Origin of the sequence: Arthrobacter sp. UKPF54-2 (genome assembly GCF_007858535.1) — a bacterium.
Taxonomy (GTDB): Bacteria; Actinomycetota; Actinomycetes; order Actinomycetales; family Micrococcaceae; genus Arthrobacter.
Window position 1 is genome coordinate 2,331,587 of the sequence record NZ_CP040174.1, and the last position, 19,785, is coordinate 2,351,371.

A 19,785-nucleotide genomic window follows, 5' to 3' on the forward strand; every position below is an offset into this window, starting at 1 on the left:
ATCAGCAGACAATGCACGACGTTGGGCTGCCCACATTCGAACCAGGAGATTTTGTGACCGCTGACCTTGTCATCGTAGGGTCGGGCTTTTTCGGCCTGACAATCGCAGAGCAGGCCGCCACAGAGCTGGGCTTGAAGGTCGTCGTCATCGACCGCCGCCACCACATCGGCGGGAATGCCTACAGCGAAAAGGACGAACAGACCGGCATTGAAGTGCACCGTTACGGCGCGCACCTTTTCCACACCTCGAACGACCGCGTGTGGGAGTACGTCAACCGCTTCACGACGTTCACCAACTACGTGCACAAGGTTTACGGCGTCCACAAGGGCGAGGTCTACTCCCTGCCCATCAACCTGGCCACCATCAACCAGTTCTTCCGCGCAAACCTGACCCCCGGCCAGGCCCAGGACCTCATCAAGGAACAGGCCGGCGAACTGGCGGGCACCGACCCGCAGAACCTCAACGACAAGGGCATCCAGCTCATCGGCCGGCCGCTCTACGAGGCGTTCATCAAGCACTACACCGGCAAGCAGTGGCAGACGGATCCTAAGGACCTGCCCGCCGGCATCATCTCCCGGCTCCCGGTGCGCTACAACTACGACAACCGCTACTTCAACGACAAGTACGAGGGTCTGCCGACCAACGGCTACACCGCGTGGATCGAGAAGATGGCCGAGCACCCGAACATCGAGGTCCGGCTGAACACCGACTTCTTCGACGAGTCGCACGAGTACAGCAAGAACAAGGTCGTCGGCACCATCCCCGTTGTCTACACCGGACCGGTGGACCGCTACTTCGACTACGCCGAAGGTGACCTCTCCTGGCGCACCATCGACTTCGAGGAAGAAGTGCTCGACGTCGGAGATTTCCAGGGCACCTCCGTGGTCAACTACAACGACGACGACGTCGCCTACACGCGCATCATCGAGCCGCGCCACTTCCACCCCGAGCGCGACTACCAGACCGAGAAGACCGTCATCATGCGCGAGTTCTCCCGCGCAGCCGAGAAGGGCGACGAGCCCTACTACCCGATCAACACCCCCGCGGACCGCGAACGCCTGCTCAAGTACCGTGACCTGGCGGCGGCCGAAAAGGACGTCCTGTTCGGCGGACGCCTGGGCACGTACAAGTACCTGGACATGCACATGGCCATCGGGTCGGCACTGACCATGTTCGACAACCAGATCCGGCCACATTTCGAAGGCGGGGCCGAAATTGAAAGCGGAGGAGTCGACGCGTGAGCGGAGAATTGCTGGCTGCGCCGGATAAGGGCGGCGGGCTGTTTGATGTATTCCGGCACCGTGACCTGCTGCGACTGATCGTCCGCAAAGAGCTCAAGGTTCGGTACCGCAGTTCAGTGCTTGGCCTGCTGTGGTCCTACGTCAAACCGGGGGTACAATTCGTTGTTTTCTATTTCGCCCTAGGGGTTTTCCTGGGGCTGAACAAACAACCGAATTTTGTTGTCTACATGTTTTCTGGAATCATCCTCATTAACTTCTTTTCTGAGGCGTTCGGCCAGGCAACGCGATCCGTCGTCGCTAACGGTGCGCTGGTTAAGAAGATCTATTTGCCGCGAGAACTTTTTCCCGTGTCGTCGATATGGGTTGCAATAGTTCATTTCCTACCGCAGTTGTTGATCTTGCTGGTGGCCTGCTTCTTCTTCGGCTGGAGTCCTTCTTTTGTTCAACTGGCGGGTGCGGTGGCCGCTTTCGTCATGGTGATCATGCTGTCGCTCGGCTTGGGACTTCTCTTCGCCGCAGCCAATGTCATGTTCCGAGACTCGGAGAACATCGTGGATCTCATGCTCATGATGGCAACATGGCTGTCCCCGGTGCTTTACCCGTGGTACTTGGTGAAGGAGACGCTGGGCGAAACGTTTTACTTCTTCTATCAGCTGAATCCCATGACGATCGCGGTCGAGATTTTCCATGCCGCTTTCTGGGCGCCCACGGCGGCGGTTCAAGCTGCGCCGGAAGGGGCGAGGCTTCCAGAGCATCTGCTTTCGCTGTGGCTTCCAATTGGTTTGTTGATTTCTCTGGTCATCTTGATTTTGGGACAAACCGTATTTCGACGCCTTGAGGGCAGATTTGCGCAGGAGTTGTGATGGGTAAAGAGGCAATAATTGTTGAAAACGTCTCAAAGCGATTCAACCTCCGCCATACACGCTCCCTGAAAGAGACCGTCGTCTGGCTGTTCAAGGGGCGCCGTGGAGATCTCTCGTCCACGTTCATGGCTTTGAACGGCGTCGACCTGAGCGTCAACGCCGGCGAGTCGGTGGCGTTGCTCGGCTTCAACGGCTCGGGAAAGTCCACCCTGCTGAAACTGATCTCGGGCGTCATGAGTTCGGACACCGGCAGCATTCGCACCCGCGGCAAGGTTGCCGGGCTGATCGAGGTCGGTGCAGGATTCCATCCGGATCTGACGGGGCGAGAAAACGTCTACCTCAACGGCGTGATCCTGGGGATGACGGAGCAGGAAACAACTGAACGCTTTGACGAGATCGTTGAGTTCTCGGAAATCGGCAAATTTATCGACACTGAGGTGAAGTTCTACTCCTCCGGCATGTTCCTGCGTCTAGCATTTTCAGTCGCAGTGCATACCAAGCCTGATGTCTTCCTGATCGACGAAATTCTATCGGTCGGAGACGAACCATTTCAGAAGAAGTGCCTTGCGCGCATCCAGGAACTTCGCGAGTCAGGGTGCACGCTCGTTGTCGTCAGCCACGACCTCGACATGGTGAGCAAGGTCTGCGACCGGGGAATAGTACTTCGCCAGGGTTCCAAGATCGCTGACGGTCCAATCATCGAAGCTGTCCGTCTACTGCGGGAAAACTAAGGGAGCCACTAAACAGATGGATACGATAACACCGAAAGAACCCATGAATAGGGCCCGTATGTTGTTCGAGATCGTCGACGGCGGGGGCAGCGGCCTGGCTGACGGCGAGGGCGTTCTGTCCCAGCGTGAAGTCGGGTTGCTTATCGGAGCCTTAAATTACCACTCGCTGGTCCAACCGGGGCGTGAGTTCAAGGCAGTTGTCCTGCGCGCGCCCGAGGGCGAGTTCCCAAGCCTGACCGGTGAGGCCTGCCACTTCCTGGAGTGGAAGGCCGACAGGACGGCAGTCTGCTCCGTTGCTGTTCGCAGTACCGTGGCAGCCGACGTTCCTGGAAAGGCTACCGTTGTTCCACTCGTTATCGACTTGGGCGGAGAACGATCTGAGGGGGGTACGAGCTTCTATGATCGTGCGGGGCTGAAGGGCAAGGTCTTCAAGCATGCAAGGTTCGGGGCTCCGGTTGTCTTCGACGCCTTGCGGCAGCAACTCACGGATGTCTACGAAAAGCGGGTGGTCCCTAAACGCCTGGCGCAGCCAATAGCCGCGCCCCGCGTGATGGCGGCCGCCACCGAGGCACCGGACCCGGCGCGGCCGCAGGCCATCATTTTCGGGCTGCACTGGCTCGAAATGGGCGGCGCGGAGCGGTGGGCGCTGGAGTCTATTGCCTTGGCCAAAGAGGCGGGATTCCTGCCTATCGTGCTGACCGACAAGGACTCCTCCCATCCGTGGATTGGGCGGCCGGAACTCGCTGGGGCCCTGGTGCTGCCGCTGACCTTCCCGCTCCCGCCGGGCGAGGAAGCGGATCTGCTACTGGCTCTGCTATCGGAGTTTTCCATCCGCGGAATTCACGTACATCATAACGGGTGGCTCTACCACCGCCTCGCTTGGTTCAAAGCCATGGACCCGTCCATCCGGGTTGTTGATACCCTGCACATTCTCGAATGGCGTACCGGAGGTTTCGTCGAAGTCTCGGTCAAGCTCTCCAACGTGATCGACGTCCACCACGTCATCTCCCCGCAGCTCCGCGATTACCTGACACTCCGGCGGGATGTGCCGAAGAGCCGTGTTGCTCTGGCGCCCCTGTACGGGCTGTCGGACGAATCCTTGACGCCTGCCGGCGATGCTGGACCTGGCCGGCCGTTTACCATCTCGTTCATCGGGCGACTGAGCCAGCAGAAGCGCCCCTACCTCTTCCTGCGGTACGCAGCCGCCCTTAAGAAGGCCGCGGGGAACAACGTCAAGTTCATCGTGCACGGAGACGGTGCCCTTTCGGATGAGACGGCCAGCCTCGTCGGACGTTACGGGCTCGATGGCAGCGTTGAACTCCGCCGCCCGCCGCGGCCAGTGGACGACACGTTGGCTGACTCGGACCTCCTGGTGATCTCCTCGGACAACGAGGGGCTGACCCTGACGACTTTCGAGGCGACGGCCATGAACGTCGCGGTGCTGTCCACCGATGTCGGCTCCCAGGCATCGCTCGTCTCGGGTAAAGCGCTGCTGCCCCGCCAGCCGTTCGCGTTTGTCGCCGAAGCCGTAAGGCTGACACAGTCTGTGATGTCGTCGGAAGTGCTCCGCAAGGAAATCATCGCCGAGCAGCAGGAAAAGATCACGGCCTTGAAGGAACTCCCCGATGCTCGCGGGTGGACCAAGGCTCTCTATGAAGGATGGAAAGCATGACCGACAAAGTCGCGGCAGTCGTCGTCACTTACAACAGGGTGGACAAGCTCGGACGGGTGCTGGACTCGATCCTGGCGCAGTCTCGTGGCGTCGACCAGCTGATCGTGATCGACAACGCCAGCACCGATTCAACGCAGCAGCTGCTGGCCGTCTACCAAGACGACCCCCGAGTAGAGGTCGTCCGTCTGGAGAACAACACCGGCGGCGCCGGAGGCTTTGCGGCCGGTATGGAGCGTGCCTACGAGCGCGGTGCGGACTGGGTCTGGATCATGGACGACGACTGCTACACGGGGGAAACGGCCCTCGAGAACCTCTTGGCCGGCCACGCCTCGGCCGAGAACGAGCTGGGCCGGCCGGTCCCTTACAGCTGCTCCCTGGTGCGCTACACCGACGGCTCGATTTGCGAGATGAACAATCCTGGTACGGCGTGGGACTGGGGCCGGCTCATCGCCAAGGGGCAGAATACGGTGGTCATCACCAACTGCTCGTTCGTATCCGTTCTGATCCCGCGCCGGTCGATCGCCAAGTACGGCCTGCCGTTGGTGGAATACTTCATTTGGTTTGACGACATGGAATATACCCTCCGCATCAGTGCCGAAGGTCCTGGGGTCCAGGTCTTGGACAGCATCGTCACCCACGATATGCCGGACAACCGCGGCGTGAACTTCGGTGACCTGAACCGCAGTAATGCGTGGAAGTTCTATTACGGCGCCCGCAACGAGTCCTCCTACCGCTGGCATCACGACAACAAGCTCGACTGGCTCAGGTTTGTAGTGAGCACCTATGTCTGGATGCGCCGCGGCCGTGTGGGGCGCCGGCTCCAGCTCGGGGTGTCCAAGCGAATCCTCGAAGGCATCAAGTTCAACCCTGCGCCGAAGCATGTCCGCAGCGTCCTCTGAACTTTTTGACTGAAATAGCGGCCGTACCAGCTCCGAACATCGGAGGCAGGTACGGCCGCTATGTGGTTGACTTTGACGTGGGATCAGCGCGGGGGATACAGGGACAGCGCTTCCGTGCGTTTCCGGGTGGCCAGGTTGAGGGCCATGGCTGCAAAGCCTGCGTCACCGGTCGGTTCCGGGAGCGCGCCGTCGGCCCTTGCCGACGCATACGTCCAACCGGTCCCCAGATCCAGGAGAGACTGGTGCTTGACGTCATAGTAGTCATCCATAATTCCGATGGCCACGCCGGTTGCCCCGGATGCTGCGGCCACCATGTGCGGGTGGAACCGTGACGTGTACCAGGACTGGCCGGGGCGCACCGGCAAACCGTCGTTCCATACATGGACGAACGGCACGAAGTTCTCTTCGGGGATCAGGCCGCCCAAGGCATCAAACATCCGGCGGTCGGATCCGGGGATTGCCTCGACGTAGCCCACCGACATCCCCATGCCGACTGCTGCCTCAACGACTACCCGAAGCTTCTGGCTCAGCTTCTTGAACGTTTCTTCGTCGGTCATGTCGCTTTGGATGCAGAGCATGACGTCCTTGGCTCGGGCCTGGACGATTGGGGAGCGGCTGCGCGCCAGCTCACTAGGCAGACCAAGGAAGACATCGTCCAGACCGGGCTCGACGCCAATCGCCGCAGCACTGCCGGCGTCCCGTACGCTCAGACTGTCAAAAGTGGAGAAAGCGTCTTTCAGCTGGGTGGCGTTGTCCGGAAGGGGCAGGAGGCCGAGCCCTGTGCCGAGCAGTCTGCAGCCGTTGAGCCGCGCGGCCGCGAGCATTCCGGAGACCAGCCCGACGTGGTCCGGCCAGACGCCGTTGACGTAGCCGCCGCCAAGGAGGTGAATGGTCTCGGATTCACCCAAAACCATAAGGGCCGCATCGTACATCGGCGTCCCCCCGAGCGATACGACGCGGTCTACGTGCTCCCAGACACCCTGGGCCGACTGCTCCGGGGCTTCGGCGCAGGAGCGCCAGAGGGCGTTCGTGAGGTGGAGCTTGGGATGAATTCCAGCAAAAAGTGCGCCTGCCGTCCCGGGTTGGGGGCAATCTAGCCATACAGACACGTCGGGGCGCACTCGGGCTAGAAACCGCAGCCAGGACGCTACGATCAGCTCGTCGCCATAGTTTGGATTTCCGCCCGAAGCCACCAGATAGATGATTTCGGTCATCGGCCAAGGTTAACACTTTCTGAGCCCGGGCCGACGCGCTCCACGCCTCCCATGGGATCACCGTGCTCCGCGTTATGACCCATAACGGCTCCTGCTATCGGTCACGCTGCTTCAATGACGCACTAGGGCGGGCCACCCACGAATACACCCGCCTACCGGCCACAGACGGACGGCAAGATTGAGCGGTTCCACCGCACCCTGGCAGCCGATCGGGCCTACACCCGCCCACCTCTGACCAGGCCAGGGAAGGCACCTACCAGGCATGGATTTACAACTGCTATCACCACAAACGCCATACCGGCATAGGCGGCAATTCACCCATCAATCGCATTCACAACGTCAGTGGGGTGAACACCTAGGCAACTCCGCGTCGGCCTGTTGTCCGCGAGGAGGAGACGCCCGCAAATCCCACGATGGGGTAGAATCGTCAAATCTATGACTACGACCATTCACTCTTCGACGACCCACGAGCAATCCGACCGCTCTGCACAGCGCGCCACCAGACGCATCGGATTCCGAACCGACGTCCAGGCGCTCAGGGCCCTCGCTGTGGCATTGGTCGTCACCAACCACTTGTGGCCGAACCGGTTGGCTGGAGGCTATGTTGGCGTCGACGTTTTCTTTGTCATCTCTGGCTTTCTGATCACGTCCCACTTGACCAAGGAGCTCATCCAAACGGGGGGAATCAAATTAGGGGCCTTCTACGCCCGTCGAGTGCGGCGCTTACTTCCTGCGGCCCTCACCGTGTTGGCTGTCTCGCTCACCGGTGTCTGGCTTTTCCTTCCTTACACGCGCTGGGCGGCGTCCGTCCAGGAGGTCCTAGGAAGCGTCTTCTACGTCGAAAATTGGGTTCTGGCGGCCAGATCGGTTGACTATTCGGCGATGAACCAAGCGGCGACTGTCGCCCAGCACTACTGGTCGTTGTCTGTTGAGGAACAGTTCTATGCAGTATGGCCCTTGGGGCTCATTTTGCTGGCCATGCTCTCTAAGCGGCGCGAGTGGGGAACGAAGTCAGTGTTGATTGCCGGAGTGCTGACTGCAACTGGGCTCAGCCTAGCCTTCAGTATTTATTTTACGAGCGTTGCACACAACCAGGCATACTTCGTCACTCCTGGCCGGGTCTGGGAGTTCGGTTTCGGGGCCCTGGTGGCATTGTTATGTGTTCCGAAATCACTAACACCCGTCGGGCGGAACATACTTTCACTAACAGGTTTCGCAATGATTATAGGATCGGCCCTGATCTACAATCATTCGACCCCATTTCCCGGTTGGACGGCCCTCGTACCCGCAGTCGGCACCGCATTGGTCATTCTTGCAGGGACCCAGGGGGCACCAGGGGCTGGGTTGTGGCACGACAAGGTTTCGGGCCTTGCTCCTATACAGTTCTTGGGGAACGTCTCCTATTCGGTCTACCTTTGGCACTGGCCGCTCATTGTCTTGGCGCCCTTCATGTTTGGGTCGGAACTTTCGTCGCCGATGAAACTCGGCATTTTGGCGCTTGCCATCGCCCTGGCGTGGATTACGAAGGTGGCGGTAGAAGACCGGTGGCTCCAAAAACCGGGCAGCGCCCCGAAAGGCGGTCGGGTTTTCACAGCTACCCTCGCTGCCATGCTCGTCGTCAGCCTGGCCGGGGTCGGGCTGATCGCCCTCGCTGACGACAAAGCTGACGAAGCCAAGGCAACGGCGGCCGAACAGGCATCGGGCCCCTGCCACGGCCCATCCGCCGTTGATACTGAAGGTTGCAGTTCGCCCTTTGAGGAGGCCGTTGCGCTGCCGAATATGGGTTCCTCCAACGAGTACTTTACGAGGCCCGCCGATTGTCCCCAGGATGGCAACACCCTCCATGACGATCCGAGCGGCAGTCCCACAGTGTGTGATTTCTCCGCAGGCGCTGCCGACGCCGAAACAGTGTGGCTGGTAGGGGACTCACATGCGCAACAGTGGCAAGCCGCAATCTTTGAACTTGGACGACGGAATCACTGGATAGTCAAATGGAGTTACTTCGGCGCCTGCCCGATCGTCGACGCTAAGTACGTCGGATACCGGGGCCAGCCGGCGGACTCCGGGACCGCGGAAGCATGCATGCGGTGGAGTCGGGCGACGATGAATGCCATTGAAAGGGACCGACCGGCAAGAATCTTCATCTCCATGTTTGGTGCGGGAGAACAGATCGACGACGGCACAGGCCGTGGCCAGCTTGAACAGTTTCGGGACGGTCTGATGCGAGACTGGACTCGACTTTCGGCTTTAGGTATCCGGGTTTTTCCCATCTACGATCCGCCGCTAAATGAGGCCGTACGCAGTGTCGACTGTTTGGCGGTCCACTCTGACTATCCAGTTCAGTGTGCTGCGGACGTCTCGTTAGCCCTGCCCGCCGACCCAATGAAGGCCGCAGTTCAGGCCCTAAAACTCCCCTCGGTGAGCGGACTAGACATGAGCAGATACTTCTGCGACGGCGAGCGGTGTCACGCTGCCGTGGGAGGCATTTCGATCTACTTCGACAAGGACCACCTCAATAGAGAAGTCGTAGAACTGCTGGTGCCGAAGTTCGAAGCCCAACTTAGGGACGCATCCTAGAAATATCCAGGATCACCTCTTGTGTCCATGCCGATTTTCATGCCTCCTCAATAATTCGAAAGGTATTACGTGTCCTGGTGGTCAATTCTCCCGACCGTGCTCATTGCTTTGGCGATCTTGATCGTGCCTGGGGCCATCGTGGCCTTTTTTGCTCGGGCTCGCGGCTTTGTCCTAATTGCGGTTTCCCCCGTTATATCGATATCTCTGATATCCATAGCCGCTGTAGTGGCCCCGTGGGCCGGAGTCGATTGGTCAGTGGCAGTCGTCATTGTCGTCACGGTCCTTGGGGCTGGGCTCGTTCATTTCCTGACGCGTCTAATTCCTCGCCGGGAGCCGACTCGACTGTCAAACGGAAGTCATCGGTGGCAGATCGCAGCTGAAGGAGGAGCGGTGGTGCTAGCCGCCGTACTCATTGGTCGACGGCTCGTAAGCGTATTTGGTCGACCAGACGCTATATCCCAAACGTTTGACAATGTGTTCCACCTAAACGCAGTTCGTTACATTCTCGATACCGGCAATGCATCGTCATTGACCGTGGGGGCAATGACCGGCGGAGCCTTCTATCCGGCGGCATGGCATGACGCAGTTTCGCTTCTTCTGCAACTCACTGGAGCGCACATTCCCTCGGCTGTGGTAGCAATAAATGTATGTATAGGGGCTGTAGTTTGGCCGCTTGGGTGCATACTACTCGTACAGCGCACAGTGGGCAGGCAGGTGTTGCCCACCTTGATTGCCGGAGTCCTTGCTGCCGGTTTCGGTGCTTTCCCAATTCTCATGATGGACTACGGAGTCCTTTACCCGTATGCATTGGGAATCAGCTTGCTTCCGGCGACTATAGCGACCGCCGTGGGTGCACTCGCGGCCGGAGTCGAGGATGGGTCGCCACGGTCCACTAGTTGGATTCTCCTAGCGGCATCGCTCCCAGGCTTGACGCTGTCCCACCCCAGTATCTTGATGACGTTGCTGGCAGTGTTAGTGCCGGTGGTCCTCGGCCTAAGCTGGCGCACTGCTGTGAAGTCCAAGGCTCGGGGGGTGCCAACAACTGCGGTGATAGCTGGCCACGTGCTCGTCGTCGGGGCCGCTGCCGCTATCGCTTATGTCCTATGGACAACAGTTCGACCTGCAGCCGAAGCTTCAGGTTGGCCGCCCGTTGAAACGACAGGCCGGGCAATCGGAGAACTAATATCGGGATCGCAAATCGGACAGCCCCTCTCGCTGGTGATGTCTGTCCTCGCAATAACGGGGCTGGTAGTCTCCATTGCCCGCCGCCAGCGACTATGGCTGGTCGGCATGTACGCGGTCCTGGGTCTATTTTTCGTTGTCGCGGCGTCCTTCCCCGTAGGTGAGGTGAGGTCATTTTTCACGGGCGTTTGGTACAACGACTCTCCCCGACTTGCGGCACTCCTTCCCACGGCCACACTCCCGCTCGCCGTCGTCGGCTGCATGTTTTTAGTCAGCGCCGCCAGGAAAAGGTTGAAGACCGTAGCTCCGAATTTATTGGACGGCGAAAACGCTAATTTGAAAGGGCAGTTCTGGATACGTGGTGCCAGCGTGGGCGTCCTTATCGTGCTGCTCGTGCTCGCAACGCAACAAGCCAATGTCAAGGCAGCAGCCCGCAATGCGGCTGGGGGATACAGAATCTCGTCGAGTTCGACGTTATTGTCCTTAGACGAGTTGACGCTAATTCATCGGCTTCGCGACCACGTGCCGGCCAATGTGGCGATTGCTGCAAATCCTTGGAATGGAAGCTCGCTTGCTTTTGCCCTGGCTGATCGAAAGACGCTTCAACTCCACCTCTTCAGTGACATCTCCTTAGACGCTAGGAAGATTAACCAGCATCTAAGAGATGCCAACAGCGATCCGGATGTTTGCTCGTCGGTGCATGCTCTTGGTGTGGGCTATGTTCTGGACTTTGGGCACAAAGAGGTCCACGGCGCCGATCACGGGTACTACGGACTCGACAATCTTGAAGCCACCGGCGTGGGGAAGCTGATAGACGCCCAGGGCGACGCTAAGTTGTATAAAATTGAGGCTTGCAACTTATTAAGCAATCGCTGATTCGTACAAACCATTGAAGCAAGTCCCCGTGAATAACTTTTAGACGTCCCATACGGTGGTTAGTTATGTCACTTGCAGCAATCGGAATTTCCTGGGACACGTCTTCTACGTAGCGAATTTGTTGATTGTCGACGACGGAATCGAGTACCCAACTGGGCTGATTCTTGGGACAATGGGGACGGTCGTGACTTCAAAGTCATTCTTGAGGGAATAAGCATACTTGTATTCGCCCACCTGTAATTCCCACATACGTTTGCTAGTGGTGGTCTCCTCGAAGTCGCGGTTCATCGTGGACCGGATGATCCCCTCCCGGATGATCGTGGATCTGTTAGCCGGGATGTGGGAGCGCTCGGGTTCCTGCGCCCGGTTCCGCGGCGGCTGATCCGGGTCAACGAGACCGTCATCGGGCGGTGGGATAGCGACGCCGCCGGAGCGGAGGCCTTCGCGGGGGGCCTTGTCACCCGGATCGTACAGGTCAGGGCCCTACGACCCGGAGAGCAAGGGAGTCGTGGAGCGGGCCAAACAGTTCCTTGAGAGCTCCTTCCTGCCGGACGGACCTTCGCGCCGCCGAAGGATTTCGACGCCCAGCTCATGGACTGGCTGCCCGTGGCGAATGCCCGGCTGGTCCGGCGCACAGTAGCGCCCTGCCCGCTCAGGACAATGACCTCCATGCTGCCGTTGCCGCCTGTTCCGCCCGTCAGGGGATTCGCCGCGAAGGTCCAGCTTCCGCGGGACCACTGCGCCCGGAGGGGATCCAACCACTACTCCGTCCACCCGCAGTCGACGTCACCGCGGATCTGGAAACAGTCACGATCAGCCTCGACGGCCGGTGGGTCGGAAGCCACCGAAGGCATGACGGGTCCGGGAAGCAGCAGCCAGCTTCGCCGACCAGGCCCGCGAGGCTGGCTGGACCAGGGGTGCCTGGTAGCGGTACTCTCGCGGGAGGTGCCCCCAGGAAGCCCCCGGAAACGAATTCCGTGCCAGGGCCGCGGGCGTCCCCGCCCACAAGTCGCTGGATGACTTCAACTTTGACCACGAGCCCCGCCTCAATACGCGACTCGCCAGCGCGTTCATTAGCGAAGTGTCCAACATCGTCCTGCTCGGGCCGTCCGGAACTGGCAAACACATCTCGAGACCGGTCTGGGGCTGCGCGTCACCCAGCTGGGCCACCTCGTCCTATTCGCGACCGCCATCGACTGGGCCGCCCACCAGAGCGGTCGTCTGCCCCAAGAGCTGGTCCGGCTCCACCACTACGATCTGATCATCGTCGATGCAGTCGGCTAACACCCGGTCGAACAGGACGCTACGAATATGTTCTTCCAACTCGTCTCATCACGCTGCCAGCACGTATCGTTGATTTTGACCTCGAACCTGCCGTTCGCCCGATGGCGAGATGTGTTCGGAGACCAGATCGTCGCCTCGGCTATGATCGCCGTATCGTCCACCACAGCGAAGTCGTCACACTCGAGGGTTCGCGCCACCGTCGCAAACTCACGCTGACGGACTTCCTGCCTCGACACGACCGGAATTTAGGGCAGAATCACCAAGTCAACGCGGCTCACTTTTCAACCCACGAAACGGCTTAGTTTTCAAGCATCTCTGACACAACCAGTGGACAGAACTGGATCAGTCTCCACGGGACCGCATCTTGGGATCCGAGCATCACACACATCCGGGCCAGCTGGTCCCCCGTCCTCCGGGGACGGGATGATTCGGGCTCTTATGAATCGCAAACGCGAGCACACCATCACCAGCGCCTACAGCATTCTGGGCTTCCCGTTCCCGATGCGTATCCGCACCTCCGGGAACAGGTCGCAGTCCGCCCGGTTCGTAACTGATTCCGTCGGCGGGATCGGCAGGGCCATACTCCGCCCGGATCCTGCTTACTCTTCTCGGAACCAAGGGAAGACCCGTGCCAGCCCACACGTTCGGCGAGCACTGTCGCCGGCATCCGCAGATTCTCCTCGAGCAGGGCCCTGACCGCCGGCTCCACCGCCTCGATCCCGGAATCCAGAGGGGCCCTCGCATACGTCGCCGAAATATCCGCCCCGACCAACTTCGAAACCGAGTTCCGGGAAATGCCCAGCCGTGCCGCTATCGACCTCATCTATTCTCCCTCGGTAAGATGCAACCGCCGGATTAGCTCAATCCTCCACTTTGATCACCCGTCCGATCGTTTGGAACAGGTGGTTCAGCCGTCAACCGGACGGATTTCAGCGGTCGTTGCAACGGTATGTGGTTCCTCCGCGGGTAAAGCTAGTCTACCCAGGTGCTCCATGGGACTCTGCCGACCCAGAACCTCGCGTGGTCGCTGGCCCTGTTCCCATATCAGGGAACGGCGCTGGCGGGGCGGGAGAGGGCGCTTCGATTCAGCCAGCCGATCGCGTAGACTCTCAGCGCCGTGGTTCCCCGCCAGATGCACGAGGACGATGAAGCGCGTGGACCGTTTGTTGGGAAGGGAGCGGTGCCCTCATCGACGCTGCATTATCGAGCCCCGGCCAACGCCCTAGCATCTGGGATTTCCCGCCGACCGTCAACACGACCCCCAAGGGAGCGAGACTAGGGATAAGCAACCATAGTCCAACAGTCGGGGCTCAATGCGCCGGGTTAGATTAGCAGGGTCCTAGACGGGTGCCAAAAGCACGCCGGCCGTGTCTTAAGTGTTAGGGAGGGCATCTATGACCCTCAAATATTCGGCGGCACGCCGCTTCCAATCGAACGAAGCCAAGAGAGCTGGGCTTGGCGGAACAGCGGGGGAGTCTAAAGCCTGCCGGACTTCGTCGATCCAGGCATCAGTATCGTCGGCTTGAGCGAGCCTGACGTCTGCCCCGGCTTCCAGGAGATGGAGTGCCGCGCCCACCGGTGTGCTGACGACGGCGGCTCCGGCCGCCACCGCCTCAAGTAGGGTGGTCTGGAAACCCTCAGACAGCGTCGTTGGGTTCAGGAAGACGCTGCCGCGCAGGAGCTCCGCAATCCGTGCTGGCGGCTGCTGGCCGTGGATCACGAGACGGTCCGCCAGCGGCGAGGCTGCGGCCCTCGCCGCCAGCGTCCCCCTATCCGGTCCGTCACCAACGAAATGCAACTTGATCGCCGGGTGATCGGCGGCGAGCCGCTCCGCTGTTGCCAAGGCAACGTCCCAGCCCTTGCCCTGCACTAGGCGCCCTACGTAGACCAGCTTCTTGCGTCCGGCAGGTGCGTCCTGCGCCTCTGTGCTTTGGTCTGAACAGTGCGAGAACGACTCGGTGTCGATGGCGTTATGGAAAACTTGGCCGTTCACTCCGGCGAGTTCGCGGACGAAGTCTCGCGCTCCCTCTGAGATGCAAAGGACTTTTGTGGCTCTACGGAGCACGAGTCTGCCCATGGTCTTGTCGATTAGGTTGCTGGCGAGGGCCACTAGCGGCGAGACGCCCTTCACTGACGCGGAGCCGTGTTCCGTATGGACGCTCGGAATGCCGAGACGGTGTGCAAGCCTGACGCCGATCAGAGACATTGGGAAGAATCGGGTGTGTGTGGAAATTGCCGTGACGGATTCTCCAACGAGCATTCGACGGATTTTGCGGGTCGTGCCGGGCCAGGGCCAGGCAAGGACGCCGCCGACGGCTGGCGAGCACTGGAATCTGACAATTCTTGGGTTGGAGGACAGATCCGATGGCGTTCCGTTGTTCAGCGCGAAGATGCTGACCCGCACGCCAAGGCTGGCGAGCTGACTAGCGAGTGCGGCCACGTGGAATTCGACGCCGCCGACGTTGGGCAGGTAGTTGTTCACGATGAACGCAATATGGCGGGCGGAGTCCGGAGCCGGACGAACGGGGGCGGTCAAAGTTACAGGCAACTTTCTATCGGGGATGCACATCGCTGTCGTCTGAACTTAGCGACGGCCCGATGCGCCGGGTCTAAGTGCAAACAAGCATACCCTTTGGGCTTGACAGGGGAAGTGGACCGCTTTCGTATGGAATACTAGACTCTTGTGAGTCGCACTTGGTTCGTTATTCCTATGTACAACGAGGCTTCCGTCGTAGGCGGGGTCGTGGAGGATCTTCGGAAGGAGTTTCCCAACGTTGTCTGCGTTGACGACGGTAGCTCAGACGGGTCTCAGGATGTAGCCAAGGCGGCGGGGGCGGTGGTTGTCCAGCACCCAGTCAACCTCGGTCAGGGGGCTGCCTTGCAAACCGGATTCGACTACGCCCTCCAAGACCCCGAACTTGATTGCATAGTGACGTTTGACGCCGATGGCCAACACCGCGTTGAGGATGCCAAGGCAATGGTGGAACGGATCCGCAGCGGTGAGGCCGACATCGTTCTGGGTTCACGTTTCCTGGACAAACGGACGAGACTTTCCCGCGCCAAACGCGTGGTGCTAAAGACCGCCGCCATCCAGTCACGGCTTGCCACTGGCATGGACCTGACCGACGCGCACAACGGACTTCGCGCGGTAAGCCCTTCCGTGGCCAGCCGCATTCATCTAACCCAGAACCGCATGGCCCATGCCTCCGAACTGGTTCACCAATTGGCGAAGATCAAGCCTCGCTATGTGGAGCATCCCGTGGAGATCATCTATACGGATTACTCCAAAGCAAAGGGGCAGTCGCTGCTGAACGCCGTCAATATTGTCTTCGAACTTTTCTTCAAGTAGCAAAGGCCCACTGACATGTTGATCTTCGTGCAGATAGCGCTAGTCCTAGCTGTCATCATCGTCTCCGTGGCGCTGATGCGCGGGGGATCGAACGCCCGACACCTTGCCATCCGCCGGATGATGCTAGTTCTGTTCGCCCTCGTGGCCGTTCTCTCGATCTTCTTTCCGAGCCTGCTCTCGAGCGTCGCGAGCTTCTTCGGCGTAGGCCGTGGAACGGACTTGGTGCTCTACGGCACCATCGTTTCAGTGTTGGTGTTCATGTCCACCACCTACCAGCGGTTTCGCCAAATGGAGATTTCCATGACGAAGCTCGCCCGCCGGATTGCCATCGACGAAGTGCCGAAGCCTGGCATGCACGTCGCCAGCGAATCGCCCACTTGTCCGAGCAACGCCTGAGCATTTCTGGGCCCCAAGTGTACTCAGTCATACTGGGGTGACACTCGGGTCATGAGTATAGTCGCGATTCCCGTGTGGACTAGTTCATTGTTGTAGTGCCGGAGCCTGGAGTTGCGGTTGGCGAAAGAATTGCCGGAGATAACGGGTCCGACCGATTGATGAAGTGCTCCGCGAATTAGCCCGCGGCGTTGGTGAGGAATTCGGGAGCGGTGGAGTCTCCTTCGTCCGGGAGGATTCAGGCTTAGTAGATGCGGATGTGGTCATCGATGGCAACAAGGACATGGTTTAACTGATCCCGGGCCCTTTCGCCGGCTCCGAACGGCCATGGGCATGCCAGCCCCAAGCTTCCGGGATATGTCCAAGCTTGTTCACGTCCAGCTGGACCAGTTCCCCGGGGATTGCACGCTCGTACAGGTTCGCCCTAGTCTGGCCGCTTGTTGCGGATCCCGGTCGGAGGTTCACACTCCGAGAGTCGTGGACCCGTTACATTTATTGGGTGCCCGATCGCCGGGGACATGGTCGCCGGACCAGGTGTGACTTTCCTGCGCTGTCATTGATGATCCGGCGGGTGTTGTCGCCGGGTTCGGAGGCACTTGTTGACCGCTGATAGGGACAAGGCCGGACCAACGGGTTCAGGTCTCTTCGTAATGTGGGTGCCGGCAGCGGGCGTCGTGACTGCGGCCAAATAGTGGTGCAAAGGAGCGCCAGTATGGATCAGGGATTCGATGTTTACTGCGGACGTGATGTCGGCAAGAGCGAACACCACGCCACTGCGCTGGGCCGCGCCGGCGAACGCCTTTTTGATAAGCCGCTGCCACAGGACGAGGCCCGGCTTCGGGAGCTTTTCACGACTTTGCAGCAGCATGGGAACGTGCTGATGGTCGTGGACCAGCCCAACACCATCGGGGCGTTGCCCGTGGCGGTGGCCGGGGATTGCGGCTGCGAGGGCGCTTATCTGCCGGGTCTGGTGATGCGCAAAGCGGCGGATTTGTATCCCGGCAACTCGAAAACCGATGCCCGGGATGCGTTCATCATCGCCGAGACGGCCAGGGCGATGCCTCACACGCTGCGGACCGTTGACCGGGGCAGCGAGGTCCTCTCGGCGCTGAAGGTTGTCTCCGGGTTTGACGCCGATCTGACCCGCGAATGCACCCGGGCGATCAACCGGCTGCGGTCCCTGCTGCTGTAGATCTTCCCGGCTCTGGAACGCGCCTTTCCCGGCACGGTCCTGACCCGGCCGCTGGTCCTGGACTTGCTGATGAAATACGCCGGTCCCACGGGCCTGCGCGCCGCCAGCCGGCCGAACGTGCTGCGCTGGACCCGCAACCACAGCCGGAAGGACCCGGCCAAACTCATCGACGCCATCTCTACCGCGCTCGGAGAACAGACCGTGACCGTCGCGTGAACCGAAGCCGTCGAGCTCGTCATCCCGCGCGTTGCCACCCAGATTCAGGAGCTCAAACACCAGCGCACTATCGTCGCCGCCGAAGTCGAAAAACTTCTCGATGACTTCCCTCTTTCCCGGGTCTTGATGTTCATGCCGGGAGTCGGCATCAAGACCGCAGCGACGATACTCCTTACCATCGGCGACGCGAGCAGTTTCAAAACCGCCGGGCACCTCGCGGCCTACGCCGGCATCGCGCCGGTCACCCGCCGGTCCGGCACCTCCATCCGCGGCGAATTCACTGCCGCTCCGGCAACAAACAACTCAAGAACGCCCTGTTCAGATCAGCCTGGATAGCGTCCTGCCACGACCCGCTCTCCAAGGCCTACTACGACCGGAAACGCGCCCAAGGAAAGAAACACAACGCGGCCGTCATCTGCCTGACCCGGCGCCGCTGCGACGTCATCTTCGCCAGCTCAAGAACGGAACTCTCTACGAGGCAGAGACTCCCCAGGCCGCTTGACCAAAAGTATAGGGACACCCCCGATGCAGGATCCGGGGCGCCGTCCTTAACGTGACGCCGGTGTCGGCTTCGAGCAGCAGCGGACTGAACCGGGAGGACCTCCTGGCCTCGAGGACGGCTTTTTCGGCGTTCCTGCGCCTCGGCTAAGACCCTGGGCGGCATCAGCTGCCCTACAGCCCGGTGGCCCCTCAGCCCGGAAGCTCTTGACGCGCCGATGGGCGATCCTTCGGGATACTCCCAGCTCCGAAGCGACGTGAGTCCGACCCGCCGCCACAAGTTTAACGTTCAGGTGTCCCCGTGGAGCGTCAAACGGGCCTTGACGTGGCACACCATAACTCTCCTAGTGCCAGCCTCACGTATCAAAAAACGTCATGACTCAGTTCCCTAAGGCACCAGTTGTGGGACTCGCTTCCTGTGGCCCACCGCCAAAGCTGCCAAGGAGAGGACGCCTCGGCTCGCCAAAGCCGCGAAGCTGACCCAGAGCGCACCTGGTACCCCGCCTCCCGGGATGAGCAGAAACGCTACTGCGCTGGCCAACGCAACCGCCACGATGCTTGTAGTTAGAGCCTTTACGTAGCTGTTGGCAACGTTGAGCGCCATTGCGGAGAAGAATACGAGCGGAAGCACCACTAGCGATCCGAACAGCGGGATGATCTCGTCCCAGTCGATTCGGTAGGTGGAGCCGAAGATTATCGGCAGCATAACGTATGCGGCGGCACAAACCGCGGCCGACAATGGAACGAACGCGGCGGTCCAAACGATGGCTGTTTTGACTACGGCGACGAAGAATGAGGGAGCATCGGCAAGCAACTTCTTTGCCCTGGGGATCCATGACTGGCTGACGGCGTTCAAGAATATCTCGACGACGACGACGACATAGAGAATGATGGCGAAATAGCCGACTTCAACCTGGGAATAATAGGCGGCTAGGAAGTACTGCGGAATCGAGGACAGCAGCGACAAGAGCCCCCACGAGATACCAGTGGGCAGGCCGGCTTTGACAACGGATACATGGTCTTCCCACCGTGGCCTGGCGCCAGCGTTTGCCGACTTCATTTTGGGGAGCAGGTCATCGGTGGGTCGTTTCATGAGCAGTAAAGTCGTGGCGCCTGAAACTGCGATTAGCGCGGCGATGACATAATAGAGGTTATGGAAAGCGGCCAGTACGGCGATTCCGACCCCTATGGTGAGGGCGGCGTTAGTGCTAAAAGCCCGCAGTATGGTCGGCAATTCGCCGTGACGCTGGAGGGGCGCAGAGTATAGCTCGCCCATCGAATCCGCTGCCCGGAGCAGGCTGACGAGCAGAAGGATCCCGCTCATTTCAGGCAAGAATATTGAACCGATAGCCGCCGTCAAAATCATTGCCAGGCTGAGGGTTGCCAGCCGGACGTGGAGGTACGCACTGAAGGGCTGGTTACCGCGATGTGTCAGGTAGACCGTGCGGAGGCCGAACTCACAGAAAACAAAAATGGGAGCGGTTACAGCCAGCGCCAGCGAATAGTTGCCCAGGGTCTCGGGTGACCCGAACCTGGCGAAAACGATCAGCAGCCCTGCCTGTCCGAGACTTCTCGTTGCCAACGCCATGGTGAGCCAG

At 60.1% G+C, this 19,785-nt stretch carries 14 protein-coding genes and 1 pseudogene; 12 read left to right on the plus strand and 3 right to left on the minus strand.

The features are described 5' to 3' along the window. Positions 1 to 53: 53 nt before the first annotated feature. Genes glf through E7Y32_RS10750 form a run of 5 tightly spaced genes read left to right on the plus strand, consistent with a single transcriptional unit; the run spans position 54 to position 5,406 of the window. On the plus strand, positions 54 to 1,241 hold the full coding sequence (gene glf / locus E7Y32_RS10730; RefSeq protein ID WP_146337099.1) for a UDP-galactopyranose mutase: 1,188 nt from the start codon (positions 54 to 56) through the stop codon (positions 1,239 to 1,241). After that, a complete protein-coding gene (locus E7Y32_RS10735; protein WP_146337100.1) occupies positions 1,238 to 2,104 on the plus strand; it encodes an ABC transporter permease in 867 nt (288 codons plus the stop codon). The genes glf and E7Y32_RS10735 overlap by 4 nt, the downstream gene beginning before the upstream one ends. Then, positions 2,104 to 2,835 carry an ABC transporter ATP-binding protein gene (locus tag E7Y32_RS10740; protein WP_146337101.1) on the plus strand — a complete coding sequence of 244 codons (732 nt, stop codon included), beginning with the start codon at positions 2,104 to 2,106 and terminating at the stop codon, positions 2,833 to 2,835. Before E7Y32_RS10735 ends, E7Y32_RS10740 begins: the two co-directional genes overlap by 1 nt. A gap of 58 nt (positions 2,836 to 2,893) precedes the next feature. Continuing rightward, a complete protein-coding gene (locus E7Y32_RS10745) occupies positions 2,894 to 4,507 on the plus strand; it encodes a glycosyltransferase (protein WP_222433443.1) in 1,614 nt (537 codons plus the stop codon). Further along, positions 4,504 to 5,406: a glycosyltransferase gene (locus E7Y32_RS10750; protein WP_222433444.1), complete on the plus strand. Its 903-nt coding sequence runs from the start codon at positions 4,504 to 4,506 to the stop codon at positions 5,404 to 5,406. The genes E7Y32_RS10745 and E7Y32_RS10750 overlap by 4 nt, the downstream gene beginning before the upstream one ends. A gap of 83 nt (positions 5,407 to 5,489) precedes the next feature. Here the strand turns inward: E7Y32_RS10750 and E7Y32_RS10755 are convergent, their stop codons facing one another. After that, on the minus strand, positions 5,490 to 6,620 hold the full coding sequence (locus E7Y32_RS10755; RefSeq protein WP_146337103.1) for a polysaccharide pyruvyl transferase family protein: 1,131 nt from the start codon (positions 6,618 to 6,620) through the stop codon (positions 5,490 to 5,492). Between the two features lie 435 nt (positions 6,621 to 7,055). On the opposite strand from E7Y32_RS10755, the gene E7Y32_RS10760 reads away from it, so the two are divergent. From E7Y32_RS10760 to E7Y32_RS16435, 4 genes are all read left to right on the plus strand, one after another. Then, positions 7,056 to 9,197: an acyltransferase family protein gene (locus tag E7Y32_RS10760; protein ID WP_146337104.1), complete on the plus strand. Its 2,142-nt coding sequence runs from the start codon at positions 7,056 to 7,058 to the stop codon at positions 9,195 to 9,197. Between the two features lie 138 nt (positions 9,198 to 9,335). Next, a complete protein-coding gene (locus E7Y32_RS16530) occupies positions 9,336 to 11,255 on the plus strand; it encodes a DUF6541 family protein (RefSeq protein ID WP_315897998.1) in 1,920 nt (639 codons plus the stop codon). 1,012 nt (positions 11,256 to 12,267) lie between these two features. Next, entirely contained in the window at positions 12,268 to 12,516 is a 249-nt protein-coding gene (locus tag E7Y32_RS16430) for a hypothetical protein (protein WP_261382623.1), read from the plus strand. A gap of 50 nt (positions 12,517 to 12,566) precedes the next feature. After that, positions 12,567 to 12,755, plus strand: coding sequence for an ATP-binding protein (locus tag E7Y32_RS16435; RefSeq protein WP_261382414.1), 189 nt, complete (start codon positions 12,567 to 12,569; stop codon positions 12,753 to 12,755). A gap of 1,156 nt (positions 12,756 to 13,911) precedes the next feature. On the opposite strand, the gene E7Y32_RS10780 is transcribed toward E7Y32_RS16435, so the two are convergent. Next, a complete protein-coding gene (locus E7Y32_RS10780) occupies positions 13,912 to 15,075 on the minus strand; it encodes a glycosyltransferase family 4 protein (RefSeq protein ID WP_186466974.1) in 1,164 nt (387 codons plus the stop codon). 174 nt (positions 15,076 to 15,249) lie between these two features. Between E7Y32_RS10780 and E7Y32_RS10785 the strand changes: the two genes are divergently transcribed. The 3 genes and pseudogenes from E7Y32_RS10785 (at position 15,250) to E7Y32_RS10795 (ending at position 18,191) form a co-directional block, all read left to right on the plus strand. Beyond that, complete coding sequence (locus E7Y32_RS10785) at positions 15,250 to 15,888, plus strand: glycosyltransferase family 2 protein (RefSeq protein ID WP_146337107.1); 639 nt, start codon at positions 15,250 to 15,252, stop codon at positions 15,886 to 15,888. 15 nt (positions 15,889 to 15,903) lie between these two features. Beyond that, positions 15,904 to 16,284, plus strand: coding sequence for a DUF2304 domain-containing protein (locus E7Y32_RS10790; protein ID WP_146337108.1), 381 nt, complete (start codon positions 15,904 to 15,906; stop codon positions 16,282 to 16,284). A 709-nt stretch (positions 16,285 to 16,993) separates the two neighbouring features. Next, positions 16,994 to 18,191, plus strand: a pseudogene (locus E7Y32_RS10795) (IS110 family transposase). A gap of 384 nt (positions 18,192 to 18,575) precedes the next feature. Here E7Y32_RS10795 and E7Y32_RS10805 read toward each other — a convergent pair. Further along, a complete protein-coding gene (locus E7Y32_RS10805) occupies positions 18,576 to 19,775 on the minus strand; it encodes a lipopolysaccharide biosynthesis protein (RefSeq protein WP_146337110.1) in 1,200 nt (399 codons plus the stop codon). Positions 19,776 to 19,785: the final 10 nt, after the last annotated feature.